This window comes from Candidatus Methylacidiphilales bacterium (assembly GCA_033875315.1).
In the GTDB taxonomy this organism is placed as follows: domain Bacteria; phylum Verrucomicrobiota; class Verrucomicrobiia; order Methylacidiphilales; family CAZTYG01; genus JANRJG01.
On sequence record JANRJG010000026.1, the window covers coordinates 64,675 to 87,017 of the forward strand.

General features: G+C 60.6%; 25 protein-coding genes. 6 read left to right on the forward strand and 19 right to left on the reverse strand.

The features are described from left to right. Window positions 1–9 precede the first annotated feature (9 nt). A complete protein-coding gene (locus SFU85_08120) occupies window positions 10–252 on the forward strand; it encodes a hypothetical protein (GenBank protein ID MDX6766742.1) in 243 nt (80 codons plus the stop codon). Then, a complete protein-coding gene (locus SFU85_08125; GenBank protein MDX6766743.1) occupies window positions 230–661 on the forward strand; it encodes a hypothetical protein in 432 nt (143 codons plus the stop codon). The genes SFU85_08120 and SFU85_08125 overlap by 23 nt, the downstream gene beginning before the upstream one ends. 31 nt (window positions 662–692) lie before the next feature. Here the strand turns inward: SFU85_08125 and SFU85_08130 are convergent, their stop codons facing one another. Next, the gene (locus SFU85_08130; protein MDX6766744.1) at window positions 693–1,217 is read right to left on the reverse strand and encodes a rhodanese-like domain-containing protein; all 525 of its coding nucleotides are present in this window, start codon (window positions 1,215–1,217) and stop codon (window positions 693–695) included. 111 nt (window positions 1,218–1,328) lie between these two features. Here SFU85_08130 and SFU85_08135 point away from each other — a divergent pair, with 111 nt between their 5' ends. Both SFU85_08135 and SFU85_08140 read left to right on the forward strand, forming a co-directional pair. After that, window positions 1,329–1,691: a hypothetical protein gene (locus SFU85_08135; protein MDX6766745.1), complete on the forward strand. Its 363-nt coding sequence runs from the start codon at window positions 1,329–1,331 to the stop codon at window positions 1,689–1,691. A 166-nt stretch (window positions 1,692–1,857) separates the two neighbouring features. After that, window positions 1,858–2,775, forward strand: a complete 918-nt coding sequence (locus SFU85_08140; protein MDX6766746.1) for an endonuclease/exonuclease/phosphatase family protein — start codon at window positions 1,858–1,860, stop codon at window positions 2,773–2,775. A 15-nt stretch (window positions 2,776–2,790) separates the two neighbouring features. On the opposite strand, the gene fmt is transcribed toward SFU85_08140, so the two are convergent. Next, window positions 2,791–3,732, reverse strand: a complete 942-nt coding sequence (gene fmt / locus SFU85_08145; GenBank protein MDX6766747.1) for a methionyl-tRNA formyltransferase — start codon at window positions 3,730–3,732, stop codon at window positions 2,791–2,793. Between the two features lie 248 nt (window positions 3,733–3,980). Here fmt and cimA point away from each other — a divergent pair, with 248 nt between their 5' ends. Beyond that, window positions 3,981–5,552, forward strand: a complete 1,572-nt coding sequence (gene cimA / locus SFU85_08150; protein MDX6766748.1) for a citramalate synthase — start codon at window positions 3,981–3,983, stop codon at window positions 5,550–5,552. Between the two features lie 124 nt (window positions 5,553–5,676). Here cimA and SFU85_08155 read toward each other — a convergent pair whose 3' ends face one another. From SFU85_08155 to SFU85_08195, 9 genes are all read right to left on the reverse strand, one after another. After that, the gene (locus SFU85_08155; protein MDX6766749.1) at window positions 5,677–5,958 is read right to left on the reverse strand and encodes a hypothetical protein; all 282 of its coding nucleotides are present in this window, start codon (window positions 5,956–5,958) and stop codon (window positions 5,677–5,679) included. A 57-nt stretch (window positions 5,959–6,015) separates the two neighbouring features. Beyond that, window positions 6,016–6,903, reverse strand: a complete 888-nt coding sequence (ispD, locus tag SFU85_08160) for a 2-C-methyl-D-erythritol 4-phosphate cytidylyltransferase (GenBank protein MDX6766750.1) — start codon at window positions 6,901–6,903, stop codon at window positions 6,016–6,018. Further along, window positions 6,900–7,664, reverse strand: a complete 765-nt coding sequence (locus SFU85_08165) for an MlaD family protein (protein ID MDX6766751.1) — start codon at window positions 7,662–7,664, stop codon at window positions 6,900–6,902. The genes ispD and SFU85_08165 overlap by 4 nt, the downstream gene beginning before the upstream one ends. 45 nt (window positions 7,665–7,709) lie before the next feature. Then, a complete protein-coding gene (locus SFU85_08170; GenBank protein ID MDX6766752.1) occupies window positions 7,710–8,456 on the reverse strand; it encodes an ATP-binding cassette domain-containing protein in 747 nt (248 codons plus the stop codon). Between the two features lies 1 nt (window position 8,457). Continuing rightward, window positions 8,458–9,258, reverse strand: a complete 801-nt coding sequence (locus SFU85_08175) for an ABC transporter permease (protein MDX6766753.1) — start codon at window positions 9,256–9,258, stop codon at window positions 8,458–8,460. 31 nt (window positions 9,259–9,289) lie between these two features. Further along, window positions 9,290–10,222 (reverse strand): ROK family protein, encoded by a 933-nt coding sequence (locus tag SFU85_08180; protein ID MDX6766754.1) that lies wholly within the window; start codon window positions 10,220–10,222, stop codon window positions 9,290–9,292. 74 nt (window positions 10,223–10,296) lie between these two features. Continuing rightward, window positions 10,297–11,670 carry an alkaline phosphatase D family protein gene (locus tag SFU85_08185; GenBank protein MDX6766755.1) on the reverse strand — a complete coding sequence of 458 codons (1,374 nt, stop codon included), beginning with the start codon at window positions 11,668–11,670 and terminating at the stop codon, window positions 10,297–10,299. Between the two features lie 38 nt (window positions 11,671–11,708). Beyond that, window positions 11,709–13,352, reverse strand: coding sequence for a cisplatin damage response ATP-dependent DNA ligase (locus tag SFU85_08190; protein ID MDX6766756.1), 1,644 nt, complete (start codon window positions 13,350–13,352; stop codon window positions 11,709–11,711). Window positions 13,353–13,355: 3 nt separating this feature from the next. Further along, window positions 13,356–14,360 (reverse strand): ligase-associated DNA damage response exonuclease, encoded by a 1,005-nt coding sequence (locus tag SFU85_08195; protein ID MDX6766757.1) that lies wholly within the window; start codon window positions 14,358–14,360, stop codon window positions 13,356–13,358. A gap of 80 nt (window positions 14,361–14,440) precedes the next feature. Between SFU85_08195 and SFU85_08200 the strand changes: the two genes are divergently transcribed. Next, entirely contained in the window at window positions 14,441–14,659 is a 219-nt protein-coding gene (locus SFU85_08200; GenBank protein MDX6766758.1) for a 4-oxalocrotonate tautomerase family protein, read from the forward strand. Between the two features lie 38 nt (window positions 14,660–14,697). Here the strand turns inward: SFU85_08200 and SFU85_08205 are convergent, their stop codons facing one another. The 8 genes from SFU85_08205 to SFU85_08240 all read right to left on the reverse strand — a co-directional run bounded on the left by SFU85_08205 (window position 14,698) and on the right by SFU85_08240 (window position 22,290). After that, the gene (locus tag SFU85_08205; protein MDX6766759.1) at window positions 14,698–15,228 is read right to left on the reverse strand and encodes a hypothetical protein; all 531 of its coding nucleotides are present in this window, start codon (window positions 15,226–15,228) and stop codon (window positions 14,698–14,700) included. Between the two features lie 70 nt (window positions 15,229–15,298). Then, the gene (fbaA, locus tag SFU85_08210) at window positions 15,299–16,330 is read right to left on the reverse strand and encodes a class II fructose-bisphosphate aldolase (protein ID MDX6766760.1); all 1,032 of its coding nucleotides are present in this window, start codon (window positions 16,328–16,330) and stop codon (window positions 15,299–15,301) included. A 101-nt stretch (window positions 16,331–16,431) separates the two neighbouring features. Continuing rightward, window positions 16,432–18,147 carry a hypothetical protein gene (locus tag SFU85_08215; protein ID MDX6766761.1) on the reverse strand — a complete coding sequence of 572 codons (1,716 nt, stop codon included), beginning with the start codon at window positions 18,145–18,147 and terminating at the stop codon, window positions 16,432–16,434. Then, entirely contained in the window at window positions 18,144–18,917 is a 774-nt protein-coding gene (locus SFU85_08220) for a hypothetical protein (protein MDX6766762.1), read from the reverse strand. The genes SFU85_08215 and SFU85_08220 overlap by 4 nt, the downstream gene beginning before the upstream one ends. A gap of 122 nt (window positions 18,918–19,039) precedes the next feature. Continuing rightward, the gene (locus SFU85_08225) at window positions 19,040–19,849 is read right to left on the reverse strand and encodes a PEP-CTERM sorting domain-containing protein (GenBank protein MDX6766763.1); all 810 of its coding nucleotides are present in this window, start codon (window positions 19,847–19,849) and stop codon (window positions 19,040–19,042) included. 160 nt (window positions 19,850–20,009) lie between these two features. Continuing rightward, entirely contained in the window at window positions 20,010–21,182 is a 1,173-nt protein-coding gene (locus SFU85_08230; protein MDX6766764.1) for a S1C family serine protease, read from the reverse strand. 7 nt (window positions 21,183–21,189) lie between these two features. Next, window positions 21,190–21,675: a hypothetical protein gene (locus tag SFU85_08235; GenBank protein MDX6766765.1), complete on the reverse strand. Its 486-nt coding sequence runs from the start codon at window positions 21,673–21,675 to the stop codon at window positions 21,190–21,192. A 12-nt stretch (window positions 21,676–21,687) separates the two neighbouring features. Continuing rightward, window positions 21,688–22,290, reverse strand: a complete 603-nt coding sequence (locus tag SFU85_08240; protein ID MDX6766766.1) for a sigma-70 family RNA polymerase sigma factor — start codon at window positions 22,288–22,290, stop codon at window positions 21,688–21,690. Window positions 22,291–22,343 lie beyond the last annotated feature (53 nt).

Here is a 22,343-nt window from a genome sequence, read left to right on the forward strand (position 1 = left end):
ACTTCTCTTATGAAGACCAGTTTGGAAATTCCGGATGAATTGGTCCGCGAGATCAAGATGTTGGCCGCCCGTGAAGGACGCAAGCTCAAGGATGTCGTGGCTGATTCCCTGCGCCAAACCCTCGCCCAGCGCCCTTCTGACCCGCGTCCGAGCTTGCGCGACTTGAAGCCCTTTTCGGTCGGACAAGTCCACCCTATCCTCATCGACGACCGGATGGATGACCTGCTCCATGAACGTGGCCATCGATACTGATTTTTTGGTCCGCCTGAACATTGCCGAACACCCCGGGCGTCCCGGGGCCGTGCTGATTCGTGACCAAAATCTGGATGCGGGAAACCGCTTCGGTCTCACCCCCCAAGTGCTGGCCGAATTCATTCACATCGTGACTGATCCCCGTCGCTTTGAACGTCCCCTGGCCATGGATACCGCCCTGAACCGGGCCGAAAAATGGTGGAACGCGGCGGAAGTCGTTCACCTTCTCCCGACCTCGGAAGCGGTCAGTCGGTTTCTGGCGCAAATGCGCACCAGCCAACTCGGGCGCAAGCGCATCTTGGACACTTTGCTGGCCTCCACCTGCCTGGCCTCGGGAGTCACACACCTGATCACGGGCAATGCCGCCGACTACCAGATTTTCCCGGGTCTGACGTTGATCGAGATTTGATCCGCTATCGAATCCATCAATCACCCTGCAATCACCGGTTCCAAGGCATCCGGGCCAGCAGCAGGCCCATGCCACACCAATCGGTGAGGCCGGCAAAGACCAAGCCGCCCCCGACAAAAGCCGAGATACCGATCCAGCCCGGATGGACAAAATAACCCAGCACCGCCCCCGTGAACACGAGGGCTCCGGCCACAATCCGCACCTGCCGCTCCAAAGAAATCGTTTTCTTCCCATGGACCAGGGGCAACCCGGCTTTTTCCCAGGCGGACACCCCCCCTTGCAACACCCGGACCTTGGTGATTCCGGCCGTGGCCAGCTTTCCCGCCGCCTGTCCGGCCCTCCCGCCCGATTGGCAGACCACCACGATCCCCTCCTTATCACGGGCCAGTTGCGACACCGCACCGGGATCGAGATCGGAAAGCGGGTGGAGCACCGATCCCTCGATGTGGGCACCGGCAAATTCCGCAGGTGTCCGGACATCCAACAAAAGCGCACGGGATGTGATCGTAGAAAGATCCGTGGAGGAAATCTGGTCGATGATCGTGGCCGATGACATATCATAACAAATTGGAGGATTTCTCCCATGCAGGCAAATGAAATGCTTGAAGAAAACCGGCTCCATGCGGTCCGTTTGACCGGAATCACCTCCCATGCTTTAATGGCGAACATGCTTCGCGATGCACCCATCCGCCCCGTGGCGAACGACCTGCCACGCAAGTGGCTGATGGATGATTATCTCGAATTGGTGGTTTGGTATGCCCCGGAAGGGAATGCAGCGGGGTTTGAGTTGATCTACGACCGCATGAACCGACCGCGCAGCATCCGGTGGCTTCCGGGACAGGAGGCCAGACATTACGCCGTGGACGGTGGCGAGGACAACCCGGGGAAAAACCGTTCCCCCATGCTCCTGGCCGATGGAGCTCCGGACCTGCCCCGGATTCGCGAGGAGTTCAGCCTCCGCTCCCGGGACCTGCCCCAATACCTGCAGGAATTCGTCTCCCTGCGCCTGGCTTCGCTGTCATTTCCCTGAACGGGCGGACCGTTCAACCACAACCACTTCCCCCTTCCCGGAAAACAAACCACCGCTAAACAAAAGAATGCGTTGTAACCGATGGGTTGTGCTGTTCGTCCTGCTTGCCCCCCCTTGGGCTGGAGCCGAACCATGGACGGAAAAACCCGCCAACGAAGTAGTCCCCTTGCCCGGAACCACCATCCGGGAGCGATCGTTTTTTCGTGTGGCATCCTGGAACATCGAATGGTATCCGGCCGGACAGCGCGGGGGGCAAGAACAGGCCACAAACTGGCAAACCGCCGCGGTGGCCCACTTGATCAACCAGATCAAACCGGATGTCCTGGCCACCCAGGAAATCCGCAACATCGGGGCCCTCCAGCGCCTCAACCGCAACATCGGCCTGTGGCCCTTCTCCCATCTGGCGGCATCCATTTTTTACCAAAAAAACGACACCGCCCGCGACCTCGACCGCATCCAGCAACAGTGCGGCTTCATGGCCCGCCACCCGTGGGATGATCTCTGGGAAGTGGACTTCACCCCGATCGCAGGAGCCGACCGTCCCGTGCGCGGATGGCTGGCCGCACGTTGGAAAGTCGGACCGCTCACCTTCACCATCTACAACGGCCACCTCAAAAGTGATTCCGGGGCCGGACGCCCCGAGGAACGCGCCGCCAATTACCGGAATCGACGGGCCGCCATTGCCGAGCTGAAGGCCGACCTCGACCGTCATGACCTCGACCCCTACCGGGACAAAATCCTCGTTCTGGGCAATTTCAATACCGACTATTTCCTCGCCGATGCCGAGGGGGCGAAGATATTCACCGATCTCGACCGCCTGGGTTTCCATATGGCCCAGCCCCCGGTGAAACGTGAAGAAGCCATCACCCTGCCCGCGCGCAAGGGCGTGGAGGAGATCCCCGACCAGGTGGTTGACTACATCTTCCTGTCCTCGGGCTGGCGCGGCATCGAGCCGGAATTGAAAATCCTCGCCCAGGGGGCCTCGAAGAAAAAAGACGTCTTCGGCGGCGATGCGCCCGGACTGGCCAGCGACCATTACCCGGTTTACATCGATATTCCGCTGGGCCCGGAAAATCCGCGGTGACCAGATCCTAACATTCTAATCGAAAATCATCCCCGGCATGAGTTTTTGTCCGCGGGCAAAATCGGCGGCGGGCATCCGGGCCCGGCCCTCCATTTGCACCTCGCGCAACAAAATGCCTCCATCGCCGGCTCCGACCCATACACCCTCTTTTCCGACCCGGAGGATTTCCCCCGGCCTGCCCCGCACTTTGCGGCAAAGGATGATGCGGAAAACTTTCAACAAACGCCGCTGCCCGTGGTCCTCGAAATAGGTATAGGCCGAGGGCCATGGGCTCATGGCCCGGACCCGGCGGTCGATCTCGCACAGTGGGCGGCTCCAATCCAGGCGGCCGTCCGCCTTGCTCAGCTTGGGGGCGTAAGTCGCCAGGCCTGCGTCCTGGGGAAGGCGCGGCGCCCGGCCTTCCCTAACCAGAGAGAGGGCGCGCAACAACAACCCGGGGGCCTGGGCGGCCAAACGGTCGTGCAATGCCCCGGCCGTGGCCCGGCGCCCCATCGGGAAAGCTTCCTGCAAGAGGATGTCGCCCGTGTCCAAGCCCGCATCCATCCACATCACGGTCATGCCGGTGCGGGCGTCGCCGGCCAGGATCGCCGCCTGGATGCAACTGGCGCCCCGGTGGCGGGGAAGGAGGGAGGCATGGAGATTGAGGCAGCCCATTCGCGGCAATTCAAGGACCGCGGGCTTGAGGATCTGGCCGTAGGCACACACCACCAGGACATCGGGCACCAGGGCCCGCAGTTCTTCGATCACCTCGGGACGGTTGATTTTTTCCGGCTGCAGCAGGACCACCCCGGAGCCGGCGACGGCCCGTTTGACCGGGGAAGGCGTCGGTTCCAGCTTCCTTCCCGCTGGCCGGTCCGGCTGGGTCACCACCCCCACCAGATGGATTCCGGGGGCGGAAACCAACGCCCGGTAGGAGGGCACTCCGATTTCGCCCGTTCCCACAAAGACGACACGCATGGCCATGGGATAGCCCACCGACCGGGGACAATCCAGCAAATCTCCTTGCCCGGCCACCCATGGCGCGCTAGCTCATAGGAATGCTTTGTTCCGCAGCCACCGCCCTTGCTGCCCGGCCCCGCTTCTGTGTCGGCCTTTCGATTATCATTACCGCCTGACCTCCTGCAACCGGCAGTGAAGGTCCCCACCTCCCCCCGCCAGCCGGGAAACCACCCTTTGATCCAACCCCCACCTCCATTCCCACTTCCATGAAAATCCCCACCGTCCTCTACGACACCACCCTGCGCGACGGAGCCCAGGCCGAAGGCATCAACCTGTCTGCCTCCGACAAGCTCCGCATCGCCGAACGTTTGGCCGCCTTCGGGGTGCATTACATCGAGGGCGGATTCCCGGGCTCCAACGAGAAGGACATCGCCTTTTTCCGCGAGGCCGCCAAACGAAACTGGGGATCCACCCGCATCGCCGCCTTCGGCAGCACCCGCAAACCGGAAATGAAGGTCACTGACGACCCGCAAATGGACCTGCTCCTGCGCGCGGAGACGCCAGTGGTCACTTTCGTGGGCAAATCTTCCCGTTTCCAGGTCACTGAAGTCCTCCGGACCACGACCGATGAAAACCTCCGCATGTTGGCCGACACCACCGCGCACCTGCAGCGTCATGGTCGCGAGGTCATGTATGATGCCGAACATTTCTTCGACGGCTACTTGCTCGACCCTGATTACGCCCTGGCCTGCCTGCGCGCCGCTTCCGATGCCGGGGCTTCGTATGTCGTCCTCTGCGACACCAACGGCGGCCGACTCCCACATGAGATCGCCGCAGCCACTGCCGCGGCCTGCGCGGCCGTTTCCTGCCGCGTGGCCATCCACACCCACAACGATTGCGGGCTGGGAGTGGCGAATGCCGTCGCCGCCCTCCAAGCCGGAGCCTCCCAGGTGCAGGGGACGATCAACGGCTATGGTGAACGCACCGGCAATTGCAACCTCACCACGGTCATCCCGATCCTCGAACTGAAGCTCGCCCGTCCGGTGCTGCCCCCGGGCATGCTGGCCCGACTGACCGAGATCTCCCAATTCGTCGACGAGGTGGCCAACCAAAACCACGACATCCGCGCCCCGTTCGTCGGCCAGGCCTCGTTCGCCCACAAGGGCGGCATGCACGCCAATGCCGTGACCAAATCCGGCTCCAGTTACGAACACATCGACCCGGCCCAAGTCGGCAACCAGCGCAGAATCCTCGTCGGCGAATTGTCCAGCCGCAGCAACATCATGCTCAAGGCCCGGGAATTTGGCGTCGATCTTCCGGACAAATCAACCGAGGCCCGCCTCGTTCTGGACCGGGTCAAGCAGATGGAAAATGAGGGCTATGAATTCGAAGCGGCCGATGCCTCCTTCGAGTTGTTGGTGCGCCGCGCCCTCGACCCCGGCCTGTCTTTTTTCAAAGCGCGCGAATACCACGTTTCCATGCGCAAGGACGCCGCCAGCGATTCCTCCGACTGCGAAGCCACAGTGAGGCTCGAAATCGCGGGTGAGGAGTTCCACACCGTGGCCAAAGGTGACGGTCCGGTCAACGCCCTCGACAACAGCCTCCGCCGGGCCCTGGCGCAAAAGTATCCGGAAATCGCCGGCCTGCACCTGATCGATTACAAGGTCCGGATCGTCAATTCTTCCGCCGGCACCGCCGCCCGCATCCGCGTGCTGGTGGAATCCAGCCACGAAGGCCGGGAATGGGGTACCGTCGGGGTTTCAGACAATGTGATTGAGGCCAGTTGGCTGGCCTTGACCGACAGCTTCGAGTACCTGCTCCTGCGGCGGGGCAAGTAGAATCAAGCTATTGGAGCGGAAAACCCTTCTCCTGATCCTGCCCTGAGAACCTGACGGAACATGAACCTTGTCGCGCGGATAGACGCGAGGCGCGGCATGGACAAGGGCCGTTAGGATTATTGGATTATTCTTCGGATTCGTCGATCTCTTTGAGCGCGCGCTTGGCCGCCATCAGACGGGAGAGTCCCATCGCAAAAGAAACCAGACCGACAGGGAGAAGACAGACGCAGATGACAAAGGCCCAGCCCAGCGAAGCGAGGGCTTGCAGGATGGCGCCATCATCGGTGATGAGGATATTGACGATGGCCAAACCAAGGGGGACCACGGTCAGGAGCACCCCGATGCCCATGATCATATTGGCGCGGCGGAGGGATTCTTGGGGGGACAATTTGGCTGGTTCGCTCATGGCGATCATGATGCCGTTGCCTAGCATCCTGTCAATTCGCTTTGTCGGATGGATTGGCTAATTGCCCTTACCCGATTCGAACGACCGGATCATCTCTTGCAGGACTCTCAGTTGCTCCTCGATTTGCTCGGAGGCTTTCAGGCATTTTTCCCAATAATCGATGAACTTGGGTTCGGTGCTGCCATACTTTTGCAAGAGGGGCAGATAACCGAGCAGGGGGCTGGCTTGATTGGCCAGCGCGTGTACGGCGGCGCGCAACGAGGAACCGGTGCGGATGGAGAGCCAAAGTTCCAACATCTGCCAATCGGCCGGCCGGGTGATCTTCAGGTTGAAGGCCCCGGCGGTCACAATCCGCACCGGCAGCCCGAGCCGCTCCACGGCGGAAGCATCGTCGGTCACATTCACCTTCTGCTCCTGAACTTCCCGGTAGGCCCGCTCGATCCAATCCCGGCGGAAAACCTGCGGCGTCTCGACTTGCCAGTATTTGGAACGGTCCACCGTCGATTCGATCCAACCCGAAGAGTCGGCCAATTTCAGTGTATCGGTGGCCGGACGCCCGCAGATCACCGCTCCGGACTCCCGCGTCGCCGCCACCAAGTCCGCCACCATCCCGGGGGTCAACAATGGCCGGGCGGCATCATGGATGAGGACCATCGCCGTCGCGGAGGTCGCCTGAATGCCGTTCCAGACGGAATCCTGGCGTTCCACGCCGCCGGTCACCACCCGCCAGGGTTTGGCCAGACCAGCCCCCCCGGCCAGTCGGGTGATGGCCTCCCGAGTGTCCTCCCTCGCCACCAGGACGATCTCGGATACCGAGGGCGAATGGTCGAGGGCCTCCAGCGAGTAGGCCAACACCGGTTTCCCGGCCAAGGGACTCAGAATCTTGTCAAATCCCAGCCGGCGGCTCGCCCCTCCCGCCAGCAGAACGGCGCTGCAATCATTCACTTTTTCTTTTCCTTGGCCCGCGCCTCTTCCTCGGCTTTCTTGGTGGAGACATCGCTGTAGAAAAGCACCCCTTTGACGCGCAGATTGTAGGAAAGCAGGCGCAATTCCTTGAGGGTTTCCTTCAGGTCCGCGGCCGCGGACGGGTCCTTCATGACCGTATAGAGGATGCCCTTTCCACCCTGGGCATCGGCCAGAAGGGAATCGACCCGCTGCATGGTGCTGTTGGCATTCTTGATCGTGGCGTTGAGATTGCTGGCGAACGCTGGGGTGAAGATTTCCGTTTCCAGCTTGCTGGCAATGGCGTCCAACCGCTGGATGACCGGTTCGGCCTTGGCGGCCAGGTCGTTGATCCCGGTCGAGGGCATGCCGACCACCTCCGCCCCGGGAGACAGGAACTCCCCCGACTCCTGCGTTGGCGGGAGGATGTTGACGAAACGGTCGCCAAGCAAACCGTAGGAACCGACCTGGAAACTGGCGTTGGCCGGGATCTTGACCGCACTGTGGATTTCCAGGGGCAGGGCCACGTATTTGCCCCCGGCCTGGATGCGTGGCTTGTCCGATACCGTTCCCACCTTGGCCCCCCGGTAAAGAACCTGGGAATTTTTGATCACCCCGCTGGCGTTGTCGAACTGCACCACGATGGGGTAGGTGGGATTGAGCCAGCTGCCCACCCGTCCGAAAGCCACCACCAGGATGCCCAGCACCAGGAGGCCGACGAGCACGAAGGCCCCGACCTGTGTTTCCATCTTTTTTTCGTCCATAGTATTTTCCAATGAGTTAGCTATTGTGACCGGTCAGATTGAAAATCACAGCACCGCATCCTCATCCTTGGAGATGCCGTTGACGAACCGTTGCAATTCGTCGTCCGCAGAAGCCTTGACCTGCTCCACGGTGCCCTGGAACCGGATGGCTCCCTCGTAGAGGAAACAGACCCGGTCGGCGATCATGAAGGCGCTGGTCATGTCGTGGGTCACCACGATGGAGGCCATCTTGAGCTGTTGCCCGAGGCGGAGGATGAGCTTGTTGATGCTGTTGGCCACGATGGGGTCCAGTCCGGTGGTGGGTTCGTCGTAGAGCATCAGTTCCGGCCGGCCGATGACGGCGCGGGCCAGGGCCACCCGCTTGCGCATGCCACCGCTCAGTTCGGCGGGAAGCTTTTTGTTCTGACGGGGAAGGTCGACAATCTCCAGGGCCTCGTCCACCCTCCGCCGTACCTCGCCCGGGGTGAATCCACCCCGCTCCCGCAGGGGGAAAGAAAGGTTTTCCTCCACCGAAAGCGAATCAAACAGGGCTCCGTTCTGGAAAAGCATCCCGATCTCCCGCCGGTGCGGGTTCAGATCTTCCTCCGACAAGGTGGAAAGGTTGACCCCCTTGTAACACACCTCCCCGGAATCCGGCTGAAGCAGGCCGATTAGGTGGCGGAGGAGGACGCTTTTGCCCCCGCCACTGCGACCGATGATGACGACCTGTTCCCCGGGGGCCACATCCAGGTCGACCCCTTTGAGGACGGGCACACGATTGAGTGCTTTCTTGAGTTGTCGCACCGAGAGCATGTCAGTTGCCGAGAAAGAGGTTGTTGAGGATGAAGGTGAAAAAGAAATTGGAGACCAGGAGTGAGAGCGAGGACATGACCACAGCCTCGGTGGTCGTCTGGCCGACCCCGGCGGTACCCAGGCGAGGATTGAGCCCCTTGTAACAGGAAACGATGGCGATGATCATCCCGAAGAGAAAACCCTTGGAAACACCGATGGCCACATCGGTGAACTCGGTGAACTTGACCGTATTGTCCCAGTAGTAGGCCCCGTCAACTCCGAGGATGGGCACGGCCACGATGTAGGCGCAGCCGATACCAACCGCGATGGCCACTGCGGTCAGGATCGGGGTGGAAATCATCATGGCCAGGAATCGTGGCACCACGAGGTACTCCGTGGGATAGACCCCCATGGAGCGCAGGGCATCCAACTGTTCGGTGATTTTCATCGAGGCGATCTCGGCCGCCATGGAGGCGCCGACCCGGCCCGCCAGCAAAAGACAACAAAGAACCGAACCCAATTCCCGGCACATGGCCACTGAGACCGTGGGCCCGACCGCCGACTCCATCCCCAGCCGGACGAATTGGAAGTGGACCTGTGCGGCGAAGACCGCGCCGGTGAAAGCTCCGGTGGTCAGGATGACAAAGGTAGAACGGACGCCGACGAAATAGATCTGTTCGACCAGCAGATTCCAGCGCAGGCGGTAGCGGAAGAGGCATCGGAATATGTCCAATGTCAAAAGAGCCATAGCCCCGGCGATGCGGGTGCCGCGGATCAACCACGCGCCAAGTCTGGCCGGGATGACTAAAAGCGCGTTGCTCACGCAATGGGTCTAAGTGCCCCTCTGTCAGGGCTCAAGACCGAATTTTCCCCATCTGGGCAAGGTCGCCGTGCAAAGCTTCCCAGGCCGCACCGTAAGTTCCGGCCCAATCCCCCAGTTTTGCCCGCAAGATCCGCACCCGCTGTCCCCGGGGTCTCCACTCCACCCGGTCGAGCACCGCCTCCAGGGGAACCCAAAGCGCCTCGCGGGCCTCGGCGATTCCACCCCCAAGGATCACGGCTTCGGGATCGACCGCGTTGATGAGTGAAGCAATGCCGCAACCGAGGGCCTCGATGGAATCCAACCAGATCCGGCTGGCCTCGGCATCGCCCGCGAGGTGGGCCTGGACCAGAGCCTTGGTGCTGGCAAAGCGGTCGCCCGAGCGACGACGCAGGGTGGCATTACCGATAAAGCTTTCCAAGTCCCCCCGCATGCCGGCATTGCCGGGCTCACCCCGGTAATCCACCGTGGTGTGCCCAAACTCCCCCGCGCGGCCCAGATGGCCCCGGACCAGTCTTCCTCCGGAAAGAATCGCCCCACCGACACCCGTGCCCAGGGTCAACATGACCACGTCCTCCATGCCGCTGGCCGCACCCTGCCAAGCCTCCCCCAGCAAGGCCGCGTGGGCATCATTGAGAACGGGCACCGGGGTTTTGCGCCCGAGCCATTCCGTCCAGTCAAAGCCTTCGAGGCCGTGGAGGCGGTTGGGCAGGGAAACGATGTGCCGCTTGTCCCTGGCGGCCATGCCCGGACAGGTCATCCCGATGCCGGAGGCGGGACCTCCCGCATGGGTTTCCATTTCAGCGACCAATTTTTTCACCCGCACCGCCCAGGCCGGGTGATCCCCCATCCGCTCCCCGTCCCCGGTCGGGGTGGAAAGCTGGGCCAGCATGCGGCCCGCGGGATCGAAGGAGGCCACCTTGATCATTGTGCCCCCCATGTCGACACCTACGACGTATGATTCCATGGATTGAACCTAGCAGGACCCTTTTGTCTTGGCATCTCCCGAAATTGGAAAAAGCCGGACGGACAAAAGGACGATCAGGGATGCCGCAAGGCCCGGGCCGGGATGTCTTTTTTCCAGCGCTCGGTGCCGTTCTTGTCCATGCAACTGAGGGTGAGCGTGCGTTCTTCCCGCCCCTCTCCCCGAACGTCGATGCGGCAGAAATTCTGCAAATCCACCAAAGTCCCCTCCACCCGCATCGGGTTGACCGCTTCCAGCTTGAGCGCATTGGCCGCGACGCCCGAGCCGATGGGCGAGCTGGTTAGGTCATACAAAGGATAGGCCCCCTTGATCTCCATCCGGTTCAGTTCGCTGAAATGACGGTCACCGCTCAGAAACATCACCCCGTCGATTTTTTCCTTTCGGATGAAGTCCAGAATCCTCCGACGGTCGGCGGGAAAATCAGCATAGGACTCAAAGGTGTGGTCCTTGAGGAACTGCCCGCCCTGGACGACAAACTTGAAAGTGGCCTCACGGTTTTGCAGCAGGGTCTGCTCCAGCCATTCGATTTGCCGGGCGCCCAGCATCGTCTTGCCGGGATGATCCGCCAGTTCCAACTCGTTGGCATCCCGGTTGGAACGGTCATCCAGCATGACAAATAGACAGTCGCTCCAAACAAAGCTGAACATGATCCCCTCCGGCTCCGGCAGGCCGGACGGCGGATTGGCCCAGAAATCCCGGAAGGTCTTCCGGGAAACATCGCGTAGCGGAAAGGTCTTGGAGGAATCGTTGGGCCCGAAATCGTGGTCGTCCCAGATGGCAAAGTGGTGCATCGACCTCAATAAATCCTGCAAGGAAGGGTCGCTGCGGTCGTGGGTGTAGCGATAGCGGATACCGGCGGGCGAAGTCCAGTCGGCTGGACGCAGGTAGAGATTGTCCCCGAGCCAGAGCATGAAATCCGCCCGGCTGCGGGCCATCAACCCGAGGATCCCCTCCCCCTGCCCGTAGGGTTTTCCCGGGCGGTCGTAGGGGGCGTCATTCATGTAAAGGCACGAGCCGAAGACGAAGGAAAAATCCGGTGCGGGTTTTTTGTAAGCCCAATCGGCCTGGGTTTGGAACTCCGTCCCGTTTGGATAACCGGGCAAATCCAGGGTGTAAACGTAACGGGTTCCGGGATCAAGGAGTGAGGGATGGTAACGCAGGATGGTCTTGCCGTCATCGCCGGCCTGAACTTCGGGAAGTGCGATTTTCACGGCCGAATCCGGGGCATCCGCGCGACGGTAACTCATGGCTGGTCGTCCGTTGCCCTCCACCATGGCCCAGATTTCCACCTCCCGGTGGCCACTCCATCCCGGCATCGGCCCCGCCAGCAGACGGACACCCGGTTCGGCAGCGCGCGGCGAACAGGAGACAAGGGCCAGGATCGGAACAATCCATACATTCAAGAACAGGACGGAAGGAATGGGCTTCATGGGCGTGGAGAAATGGCTTACACCGACTCCGTGGCAAATCAGAGACTTTTTTCGTTGGGTCTAGGGATCATGGCCAGCAGGGTTTCCAGCCGGTCCGCCTCCTCCGCCGCTTTGTCCCAGCGGATGCGTTGGATGCGGGGAAAGCGCATCGCCACCCCGGATTTGTGGCGGGTCGACCGCTGCACGGCATCGAATTCCACCTCGAAGACCAACCCCGGGGCGACCGCCCTGACCGAACCATAACGTTCCAAGGTGTGCTCCCGCACCCATTTGTCCAGGCGTGCCAATTCTTCATCCGTGAACCCGGAATAGGCCTTGCCGACCGGAACCAACTCCCGCTTCCCTCCCTCCCCCATGCGCCAAAGGCCGAAGGTGTAATCGGAGTAGAACGAGGAACGCCGGCCGTGGCCGCGCTGGGCGTACATGAGGACGGCATCGACATTGAGGGTATTCCGTTTCCACTTGAACCAGACACCCTTGGGCCTTCCCGGCAGATAGGCACTGTTCTTCCGTTTCAGCATCAGGCCCTCCATGTCATATTCACGGGTGCGTTCGCGCAGGGACCGCAATTCCGCCCAGGTATGGAAGGGCAAGGTCGTGGATAGACGAAAAGCCCGTGCATCCCAACCCGAGCGGGCGGCCAGTGACTCCAACGCGCTCCGCCGTTCGACCCAGGGGAGGTCGCGCATATCCCGTCCCTGCAAAAAAAGGAGATCATACAGACAAAGCACGACGGGAAACTCCGCCTGCAGTCGTGCAGTGACGCGCTTCCGGTTGAGGCGTTGTTGCAGCCTCGAAAACGGGGCCAGGTCCCCGAAAGCCCCCGGCAATTCGACCGAACGCGGCACATCGGCCAGCACCAACAATTCGCCGTCCAGCACGGCATCAAAATCCGCCCGCTCCAATACTTCCGGGAAGGCGGCGGAAATCTCATCGCCCGAGCGCGAAAAGAGGCGGCGCCGATCTTTGCCGTTGGAGGCCAGTTGGACGCGGATGCCGTCCCATTTCCATTCCGCTACATAATCCGCCGGGTCCATGGCCGCCAAGTCCGCCTCATCGAGTGGATGGGCCAACAAAGGGGGGTGGAAGTAGACTTGATGGTCCAAAACAGGGGCACCGCCGCCCTCCAGCCAGGCAAACAATCCCGCATAGGGGGGCTGGAAAGCGCTCCAGATTTTTTCCAGGTCGTCGGGTTCCCGGCCCCATGCACGGGCCAGGGCGGTCTTGGCCAGACGCGCCGAGACCCCGATGCGTAGATTCGCACCGGTGACCAGTTTGAGAAGGGCCCAACGCCCGACCGGGTCGAGGACGTCCAGAAAGGCCGCCACCCGCTCCGAGGCCACGGCCTGATCGCTCCCCTGCTGCAATGCGTCCACCATTTCGGAAAGCTTTCCACCACCATCCCCTCCGGATCCCGGCCAGAGCAGGGCAATGGTCTCGGCCTGGTCGCCAACGAAATCATAGGAAAGGTCGAACAAAACAGGGTCCACCCGGGAGCGGACGAGGTCACGCATTGTGCTTGGTTTGACGGCCGGAATTTCCAAGGTCCCCGTGAGCAGAGCCAAAGCCAGCCCAGCCTCGTCCGGCGGCGTCTCGCGGAAATAGCGCTCCAGCAGCGACAACTTGGCGTTGCGCGAAGGCGTGAAGGCGAGGCGGTCGAGCAGGCGGGCAAAGGTATTCACAGATCAATCCTCCCCGTCTGCTTCCCGCACCAAAGTCAGGGGACGGGCGGTGAGGCCCCCGAGGCGGCACTGATGCACCAACGCATCCTCCTGCCCATGGGTGACCCAGATTTCACGCGCCCCCGTTTCACGAATGGTGCGCAACAAATCAGGCCAGTCGGCGTGGTCGGAGATGACCAACGGAAGTTCGGCATTTTGTTGCCGGGCCCGCTGGCGGATGCCCATCCACCCGGAGGCAAAGCCCACCACAGGGTCGTGGAGCCGGCGGGCCCAGGGTTCCCGCACCGCCGAGGGCGGGGCCAGGACCAGTGCCTGACGGAGTTCCTCCCGCGCCGCCACCGTGGCCGGACGGAGTTCGCCCAGTGCAATCCCCTCGCCGGCGTAATAATCGCAGAGGGCTTGCAGGGCCCCATGAATGTATACCGGGCGGTCCTCCCCCGCCTCCCTCAACAAGCACAGGAGACGCTGCGCTTTTCCGAGGGAATACACCCCGATGACATGGGATCTTTCCGGAAAAAGTGCCATGGAACGGCGAAGTTTTTCCACTTCTCCCCCGATCAATGGATGCCGGAAGACCGGCAGGCCGAAGGTGGCTTCGGTGATGAAGACATCACACGGAACCACCGTGAAAGGGGCACAGGTCGGATCCGGAACCCGCTTGTAATCACCGGAATAAACGACGCGTGTGCCACGGTATTCCAGGACGACCTGGGCACTGCCGAGAACATGTCCGGCCGGGGCCAGCGAGATCCGCACCCCACCCCATTCCCAAGCCTCTCCATAACCAACCGGTTGCGGCATTTGGGGTGCGGCCCCGCGGTAGCGAACCCGCATGATGCCAAGCGTCGCCGCCGTTGCCCGCACCTCCATCAGCCCCGGTCGGGCGTGGTCGCTGTGGGCATGGCTGACCACGGCGCGCGGGACCGGCCGGGACGGATCGATGAAAAAATCCCCCGGAGCGACGTAGAGTCCCTCGGGTCGGGGGTAGATCCAGGAGGCAGTGTCCACCCGGTCATTCTACCCCAGTGTTTCCCGGCGCAAGTCCGCCCTGCTTGCCCCCTTGGGGGGCGGATGTTAAGCTCAACCCCATGCCCTACGTCAATGTCAAGATCACCCGCGATGGTGTCACCGTCGGACAAAAGAAGCAACTGGTCGAGGACATCACGGGATCCCTGGTGCGCGTGCTGGGGAAAAGACCCGAACACATCCACATCGTCATCGACGAAGTTGATCCAGAGAACTGGGGTTACGCCGGGATGCTGACCACCGATTATCGGCAATCGCCATCAGGGAAGACCAAAGATTAAGCCTTGATGCAGGAGGGGTGCGACGATCCGGTCGGTGGTCAGCGATCCTTTTTGGATTCCGCCTTCAAGTGGGCCTGCACCGCTTTCTTGACCGCACTGCCGCCCTTCGATTCGGTGAAGAGCACCTTGCCGTCCAGGCTGAATTCCGCGAGGTACCCGGTCAAAAGATATCCGGAACGCCAGAGCGTGTTGCCTTTGGCTGAATGGGTGCTGGTCAGGACAACGTTGCCAACGTCCGCCTTGATCGTGCTTTGGGCGGGAACCGCGATTTGCGAGGCCTCCAGAACCTTGAAGACTTTCAACTCGGAATTCCTGTCCCAATCATTCGGCTCCGCCACGACATATACTTTGGCTTGGAAACCGCTGTAGGCCTCGTTCTGGAGATTCTCCAGAGAAAAACTGAAATCATAGCGGGCCTCCAATTTGTCCCCTTGGCCCATCTTGTCATCAGCCATCTCGTTCTTGTCGCGGTCTTTCTCCATCGAAAAAGAGACTTTGACCGATTCCGGCCCGGCCGACAAAGGCAGACATCCCACGCCCATGAGGACAGCAACCAGAAACGGCTTCATGGGACGATGTTTTCTCATCTTTCGCTGGATTGAAGTCCTTAACAAGCCAAGGCGAGAAAAACAAGGATCCTCAAACCGACCCGAAGAGCGTCTTGCCATCGGAACGCAGGTCCCGGATGGCCTGGATCATGCGGGCCGTGACACCCTCTTCGGCTTTTTTGAGATAGTTGCGCGGATCGTAGGCTTTTTTGTCCCCGACCTCCCCGTCGATCTTGAGAACTCCATCGTAATTTTTCATCACATGGTCGACAATCGGGCGGGTGAAGGCGTACTGGGTGTCGGTGTCGATGTTCATCTTGATGACCCCGTAATTGAGCGTCTCGCGGATTTCTTCCAGCGGAGTGCCCGAACCCCCGTGGAAAACGAGGTCAAATTCGGCGCCTTTCCCGTGTTTGCCCATGACCGCATCCTGGCCCTTCTTGAGGATATCGGGGCGGAGCTTGACCGCTCCGGGCTTGTATGTGCCGTGGACGTTGCCGAAAGTAGCGGCAAACATGTAGCGACCGACGCCTTTGAGGTGCTCGTAGACCGCCACCATGTCTTCCGGGGTGGTGTAGAGCTTGTCATTGGGCAGGCCGGAATTGTCATGGCCGTCCTCCTCGCCGCCAACCACACCGGCCTCGATTTCAAGGACGATCTCGTGTTTGGCGCATTCGGCGAGCAATTCTTTGGAGAGTTTCAGGTTTTCTTCCAAGGGAAGCTCGGAGGCATCGAGCATGTGTGAGTTGAAAAGGTTGCCCAGGCCGGCGGCCCGGCGCTTGGCCGTTTCCGCAATGAGCGGCTTGAGGAATTTGTCCACCTTCTTGGGCTGGCAGTGGTCGGTGTGGAGCCCCACCAGGATGTTGTACTTTTCAGCCAAACGATGGGTGGCTTCGGCCAGCACGATGGCTCCGTAGGCCATGTCCTTGACCGCAATCCCGGAAGCAAACTCCCCCCCGCCGGTCGAGACCTGGATGATGCCGTCTGATTTGGCATCGGCAAAAGCCTTCAGCGAAGCGCTGACAGTGCTGAGAGAGGTGACATTGATGGCCGCATAGGCGTAATCGCCCTTCTGGGCGGCATCGAGCATGGCGGCGAACTGTTTGGGGGTGGCGACGGGCATGCGGGCAAAATAAGCGGCCAGAAGGCCTTGAAAAGAGCAAAAGACTCCCCGGGCGAAGTATTAGGATATTTACGCCGCTTAGTCCTGGCCGACCATCCGCTTTAATGGGACGGATCCGGCGACCCACCTGCTTCCTTCAAGGCCCTTTGCAGCAGCACGGTTTCCTCGGGGAGCGCCTCACGGTGTTGCCGGGCCAAATCGAAGTAACGGAGAGCCTCGGAGGATTTCCCGGCTTTTTGCAGGATCAACCCCGCGTAGAGCGCGCTGGACGGACGGGAAAGATCTTCTTGGGAAAGGGTCCGGACCAAGGCCAGGGCTTCATCCGTCCGACCCGCACAGAAGCGACTGTAGGCCAGGGTCATCCGCGCCTCCTTCAAATCCGGGAGGTCGCGGACCAGCGCCTCGGCCAGCGCGGTGGAACGCCCAACCTCACGCTCGAGCAACAACCCGTAAAAAGCGACATTGTTGCGGGCTACGGGGTTGTCCGGTTCCAGGGCCAGGATACGCCCGCCCAGGTGGAACAGGGCCAGTGTGTCGCGCCGCTGTTGCGCTTCCTTGATCAGGGCCATCAGCATCGGTCTGTCATCCGGGAACTGCGAGGCAAATCCGGCAAGGATTTCCTCTCGGCGTGTGGCGGACCAATTCCAATGCCGCAGAAGATCGTCCAGGCGGAAAAAATCGGTGGGGCGGCGGAGAAGCGAAGAGACGATCAAACGTTCTGCCGGCGATCTTTCTTCACGGACCAGGGTCTCGCGTCCCAGACTCCGGGCCTGGACCAGAAAGGCAAAACGGAAGTGCTCCAATGGCTGCCAATTCTGGCCTTCCAACTCGTCCGCCAGCCGGTCCCATTGGCCCAAGTCGGTCAAAACCTCCGCCCGTCCGACCAGAACCAAGGGAAGATCACGAGAGGCGGGCGGCAATCCACCCCACCAATCCAAGGCGACGGTCTGGCGCCCCGTCTTTCGGAACCAATCCAGGGCGCGGTAGATGTCGAGGTCACTGCGGCATTTCCGGGTCAGGTTTTGGAACCACTCCGGGGGTATGCCACCGGGGGTCCGGCCCAGGGCCTCTCCGGCCAGAAGCAAATCGGACCATTGGGCAGCAGGATCCTTTTGCAAACAGTCCAACCAAGGGCCGGTCTGGTCGACGACCTTGTCCCTCAGGGCCATGGCCACCAGACTGCGACTGACCTCCAACGGCATTTTCTTCTCCAACCACAACTGGCGCAGGAGACTTTCCCCCTCGGCCCGTTCCTTCTCCAGCGGGGAAATCGAAAGGATATTGGCCAGATTGTAAGTCATCAACGCCTGACCGGGTCGCGTGGCCAGCAGATTCCGGTAGATACGGACCGCAGCCGGGAAATCGTGCAGGGCGATGGCCCGGTTGGCCCGCAGCTGCTCCAGACGTTCTTTGTCCACCCCTGGCCTGCCTGCCGCAAGGTCTAGTACCTTCCCAGCCGGCCCGGGCTGGCCGGCCGCAAGGAGCGACTGGGCAAAATCCAACAACACGGCCGGCTGGCCGGGGTGGAATTCCGCGCGGCGTCCATACCATTCCACAGCCTGGACCGGGTAGCCGTTCCGTTGGGCCAGTTCTCCCATCAGCCGAAGAGCTTCGTCATCCTTGGGCGAGGCTTGCAGCACGAGACGGGCGAAGAAGGCGGCTTGGGTGTAATCTCCTTTTCGGGTGTGATCGACGGCAATTTGACGATGGTGCCAGAGACGTATCGCCTGGTAGGTTTGTTTACCCCCCCAGATAAGAATGCCCGACACGGCCGCCAGGATGACGAGCCGGATAGTCCAACGGCGGACGAACATCATCCGCAAGTCGTGGGTTTGATGCCTGGACGGAGGCGCCCTTTGACCGCCCGGAAGGCGACAAAGGCCGTCAACAACCCTCCCGCCACCCAAGTGGAGGGTTCGGGCACCGGGGTGTACGTGATGTTGTGAATGGCAATCCACTGATAACCGCGTGCCGCATCCTGGTTGGTCCAGCGGAAGCTGATGCTGTTCATGGTGGCATCGTTGAACACCACCGCGACATTGGCGTTGCCGCTGGTCGGACCAACATCCGCCGTCCCGTTCACCGAAGCCGAGGCCGTTCCACTGTTGGCGACGTTGTTGCCCACAGAACCCGTCAGGTCGGCAAATGAGGTGGTGGTGTTGGCAGAGTTGTAGCCACGAAAGGTGTCCAGCCGGTCCTCCCATTCACCTGCTCGGTCATCCACGTCAAAAACGGTGAAAGTCACGTTCTGAACACCGAAGGTGTAGAGAAAATCAATCGTGACCGTGATCTGGTCATTGGCTGCCCCGTTGTTGTTGTCCGCATAACGTATCTGGATGTAGAGCGATTCGCCATCGGCAGCCGGGGTGATGCCACCGGTGGAGAATGTCGTGTCGTCGGGGGATGGCCCGGTGGTCGATCCAGCGAACACGTCGTCGTTGTTGGAGGCCGTGTCGCCGGAAAACGTGATGCGGATGTCGTTGCCGGGGTTGGAGGCATCGATGTCAAAGGCTTGGGTAAATGCATTGGTCGTCCAGTCGACATTCCCCCAGTCGAGCGTGACGGCTCGCAGCCCGGAAGTGCCCAAAAGACACAACAGCAGAGCCGCGCAAAGGCAGGGGAATCTCGTCTGTGTTGTAAGATTGACCAGAGAGGGCACGACTCATCGTAGAATGCCGTGTCGGGCCGTCAAGCCCGGGAAGAACGGCCCTAGGACCGGACGGTGGAAGCACCGCGGAAGCCCATGCGACGTCGGATCTCATACCCGAGCACCAGGACGATCAGCAACACCAAGCCCACCCAGGTCGAAGGCTCCGGAACGACGGTGTAATCCAAATTGGAAATGGCAATCCACTGCTGGAAGGGATTGGTGGGAGCCCCCGGGCCCGAACCCCAAGTGAACGAGGCACTGGTGATGCCTTGGCTGCCGAAGGAAATCCCGCCGTTACCATCACCACCTGCCGAGCCATCGACATTGGTGGCAATACCGGTGATGGTGGCATTGGCCAGGCCCGAGTTGGCCGCCTGATTGGCGGTGCTGGCTGTTACCGTGGCGTTATAAGTTGAGGTTCCAAACGATGCACTGATGTTGCGGATCTGATCCTGGAACGGGCTTCCTGATGCACTGTAATCCACATCGTAAATGGTGAATGCCAGGTTGGCAATTTGACGGCTGAAGGTGAAGGTCACGGTGAGGCTTTGGGTCGTGTTGGTGTAGTCCGCCGCCAAATGAAGTGAAGGCGAACCTGTCCCGGGAGTGAGGTTATTTGCTTCCCGGGGTGTGGGGCCGCCGAATTGATTGATGATCTGTCCGGTGTTTCCAGAAACCGTGATGGTGATGGTGGTGCCGTTGACCGTGAAACTCTGGGTAAGATTTCCTGCGGTCCAAGCGATTCCGGCTGCCCCCCAGTTCAAGGTGTCGGCCTTGCAAGGAATCAGATACATCAGGCATGCCGCCGTCATCCCGACTCGAAGGACACGGGCAAGCATGGATACCCGGCCCAAGGCTTTGGGGATCATCGTTTTCGGAAATTGTCGTGCCGTTGTCGTCATCAGATAAGCCGATTTTAAGCTATTTTACCTGCCCACAAAATAGGCAGGAGGTCCAGAAAGGCAAAATAATCTTCTTCAAGCGCCCAAGGAGCAGCCACTGACCAGTCCTGGACCCGAGCGAAGAATCTCAGGGCTGGGTGCTGTGGACGCGTTGGGGGCCCCGACCTTGGGGTGTTACAAAGGGGGCAATGAAATTGTCCTGCGGCTCCATGACCAAACCGGCGGAAACGGGGGAACGGCGTTCAGCCACGGTGATGGTGAAGGTTTTTTGTTCGTTGTTGCGCAGGACCAACACCGGCAACTTCTGGCCCACACTGGAAAAGAAGGAAGCATCCAGCACATCCCGCGGTGTCAGGATGTTTCGGTTGCCGATCTTCAGGACCACATCGCCGGGCATGATCCCGCTGGTGGCGGCCGGTGTTTCAGGGAAGAGATTGGAAACCACCACGGGTTTGGTGCCTTCGGTCAGAGGTTGTCCTTCCACCACGGCCACCCCGACCCAGCCATGGCGGACTTTGCCGTTTTTGTGCATGTCGGCGGCGATACGAACCACCGAATTGACCGGAAGGATGTAGCACTCCTTGCCTTCCTGGATGGCCATGGCGAGAAGACCCACGACCTGGCCCCGGCTGTTGAGGATCGGGCCGCCGATCTGGCCCGGGCTGATCGGGATGTTGGCCCGGATGTGGGTGGTGGAGAAGAAGCGGTTGAGGTAACGGACATCAAAACCAGTGACAAAGCCAAAGGACGGGGCGATGGGAAGGTTCAGGGGGTAGGCCACACTGATCAGGCCACTGGCCATGCGAAGATCGTCCGAGTTGCCAAAAGGGAGATAAGGGGTGTTTTTCCGGTCCACCCGGAGAAGGGCCACCCCACTGCGGGCATCGCGTCCGAGGACGGAGGCTTCCAGTTTTTGGCCGTTGAATTCAATCCATACACGGTCGGACTCGCGGACCACAGCATAAGCCGTCAGCAACGTGCCATCCTTGTCGATGAAGAATCCGGTTCCGGCAAGAGGCGTGGCCCCGCTGAGTGACCGGATCTTCACCACCGCAGGGACAGAACGGTCAAAAACCAGCTGCACTTCCTCGGTGATCGCATCGAAGACATTCGAACCGGTCCTCCCCTTGCGGGAAGAGTCGGCGGGCAACTGGAGATAGGCCGGCTGGTCGTCACCTGTGGAGGACCAGAGGTTGGTGATTTCTTCCTGCACCCGGCGTTGGTTGGAAAAATGCAGCGTGGCCCACAGGCCCAAGCCAAGCAACAGGACCGCCGCGAGAGCGGCGCCCGAAATCCACAAAGGTTTATTAGAAGGCCAGGGCCGAATCATACTCACCGACTGCCTGCCCGGTCACATAACGGGCGCTGCCGAAATCCTTGTCAAAGGAAGATACGCTGGCCAAATCGAATTCCTCAGGCTGGGCAATGAGACGGGCCGGAGCAGCCGGGGCCGTGACAAAACCTTGAGAATAACCACCACCCACGGTGGTCTCTGCCACGGACGTGGGGGAGTGCGAGAGGCCAGAGAAAACGACGACGCAGGCTGCGGCCAAAACAGCGCATGCAGCCCCGTAAGGCGCCAAGACAGCAGCCGGGCGGGCCACCAGTCCTTGAACCAAATTGTCCACCCAACCGCTGAAGGCTTCAAACCAGGATGCTTGGCTCGCGGGTTGGAGGGGCTGGAGGGCTTGGTAGCGATGGAATTCCGGGAGGAATGCCTCAAAATAGGCCTCCCCGGGAGATTCATGCCTCTTCAACTGGAGCAGCTGCCGTAGTTTCTGGTCTTGGTTCATCTGGTTCATTGATTACCTTAAGTAGCTTTCCAACATTTTTTGGAGCTTCTGGTGCGCGTAGTGGAGTCTAGAGCGCACCGTGCCCTCCGAGCAACCCATGATTTTGGCGATATCCGCATGACTTTGGCCATCGATATCGAACAGCACCACGACTGCCCTGTGTTCATCAGACAGTCGCTGAAGGGATTCGTTCAATTTTTTTTGCAATTCGGATAGTTCCGCAGACCGATCCCCACCCACTACTTTGACATCCGCAAATTGCTTTTCGAGCTGATCGTCCATTTCTATATCGTTCAAGGAAAAGGTATTTCGGGTTTTTTTGCGCTTATTGAGGTGGTTCAATGCCCTGTTGACGCCGATGCGATAGATCCACGTGTAGAAGGAAGCGTTCTTTTGGTAGGTCGAGAGACTTCGGAAAGCCTTGTCAAAGGTCTCCATGAGGAGGTCGTTGGTGTCCTCATGATTGGAGGTCATGTTATAAAGGACCCCATAAAGCCGCTCCTTGTAACGCAGGACCAGCCAATCGTAGGAAGATACAGAACCGGAAAGGACCTGGTCGACCAATTGCTCGTCGGTCAGGTCGGGCTCACCAGGTCGCCGGGCATCCTCCCCCATGAGGGCGGAGCCTAGGGCACAAAACCCGGATAAGGGAAGATCATTCCCGCCCG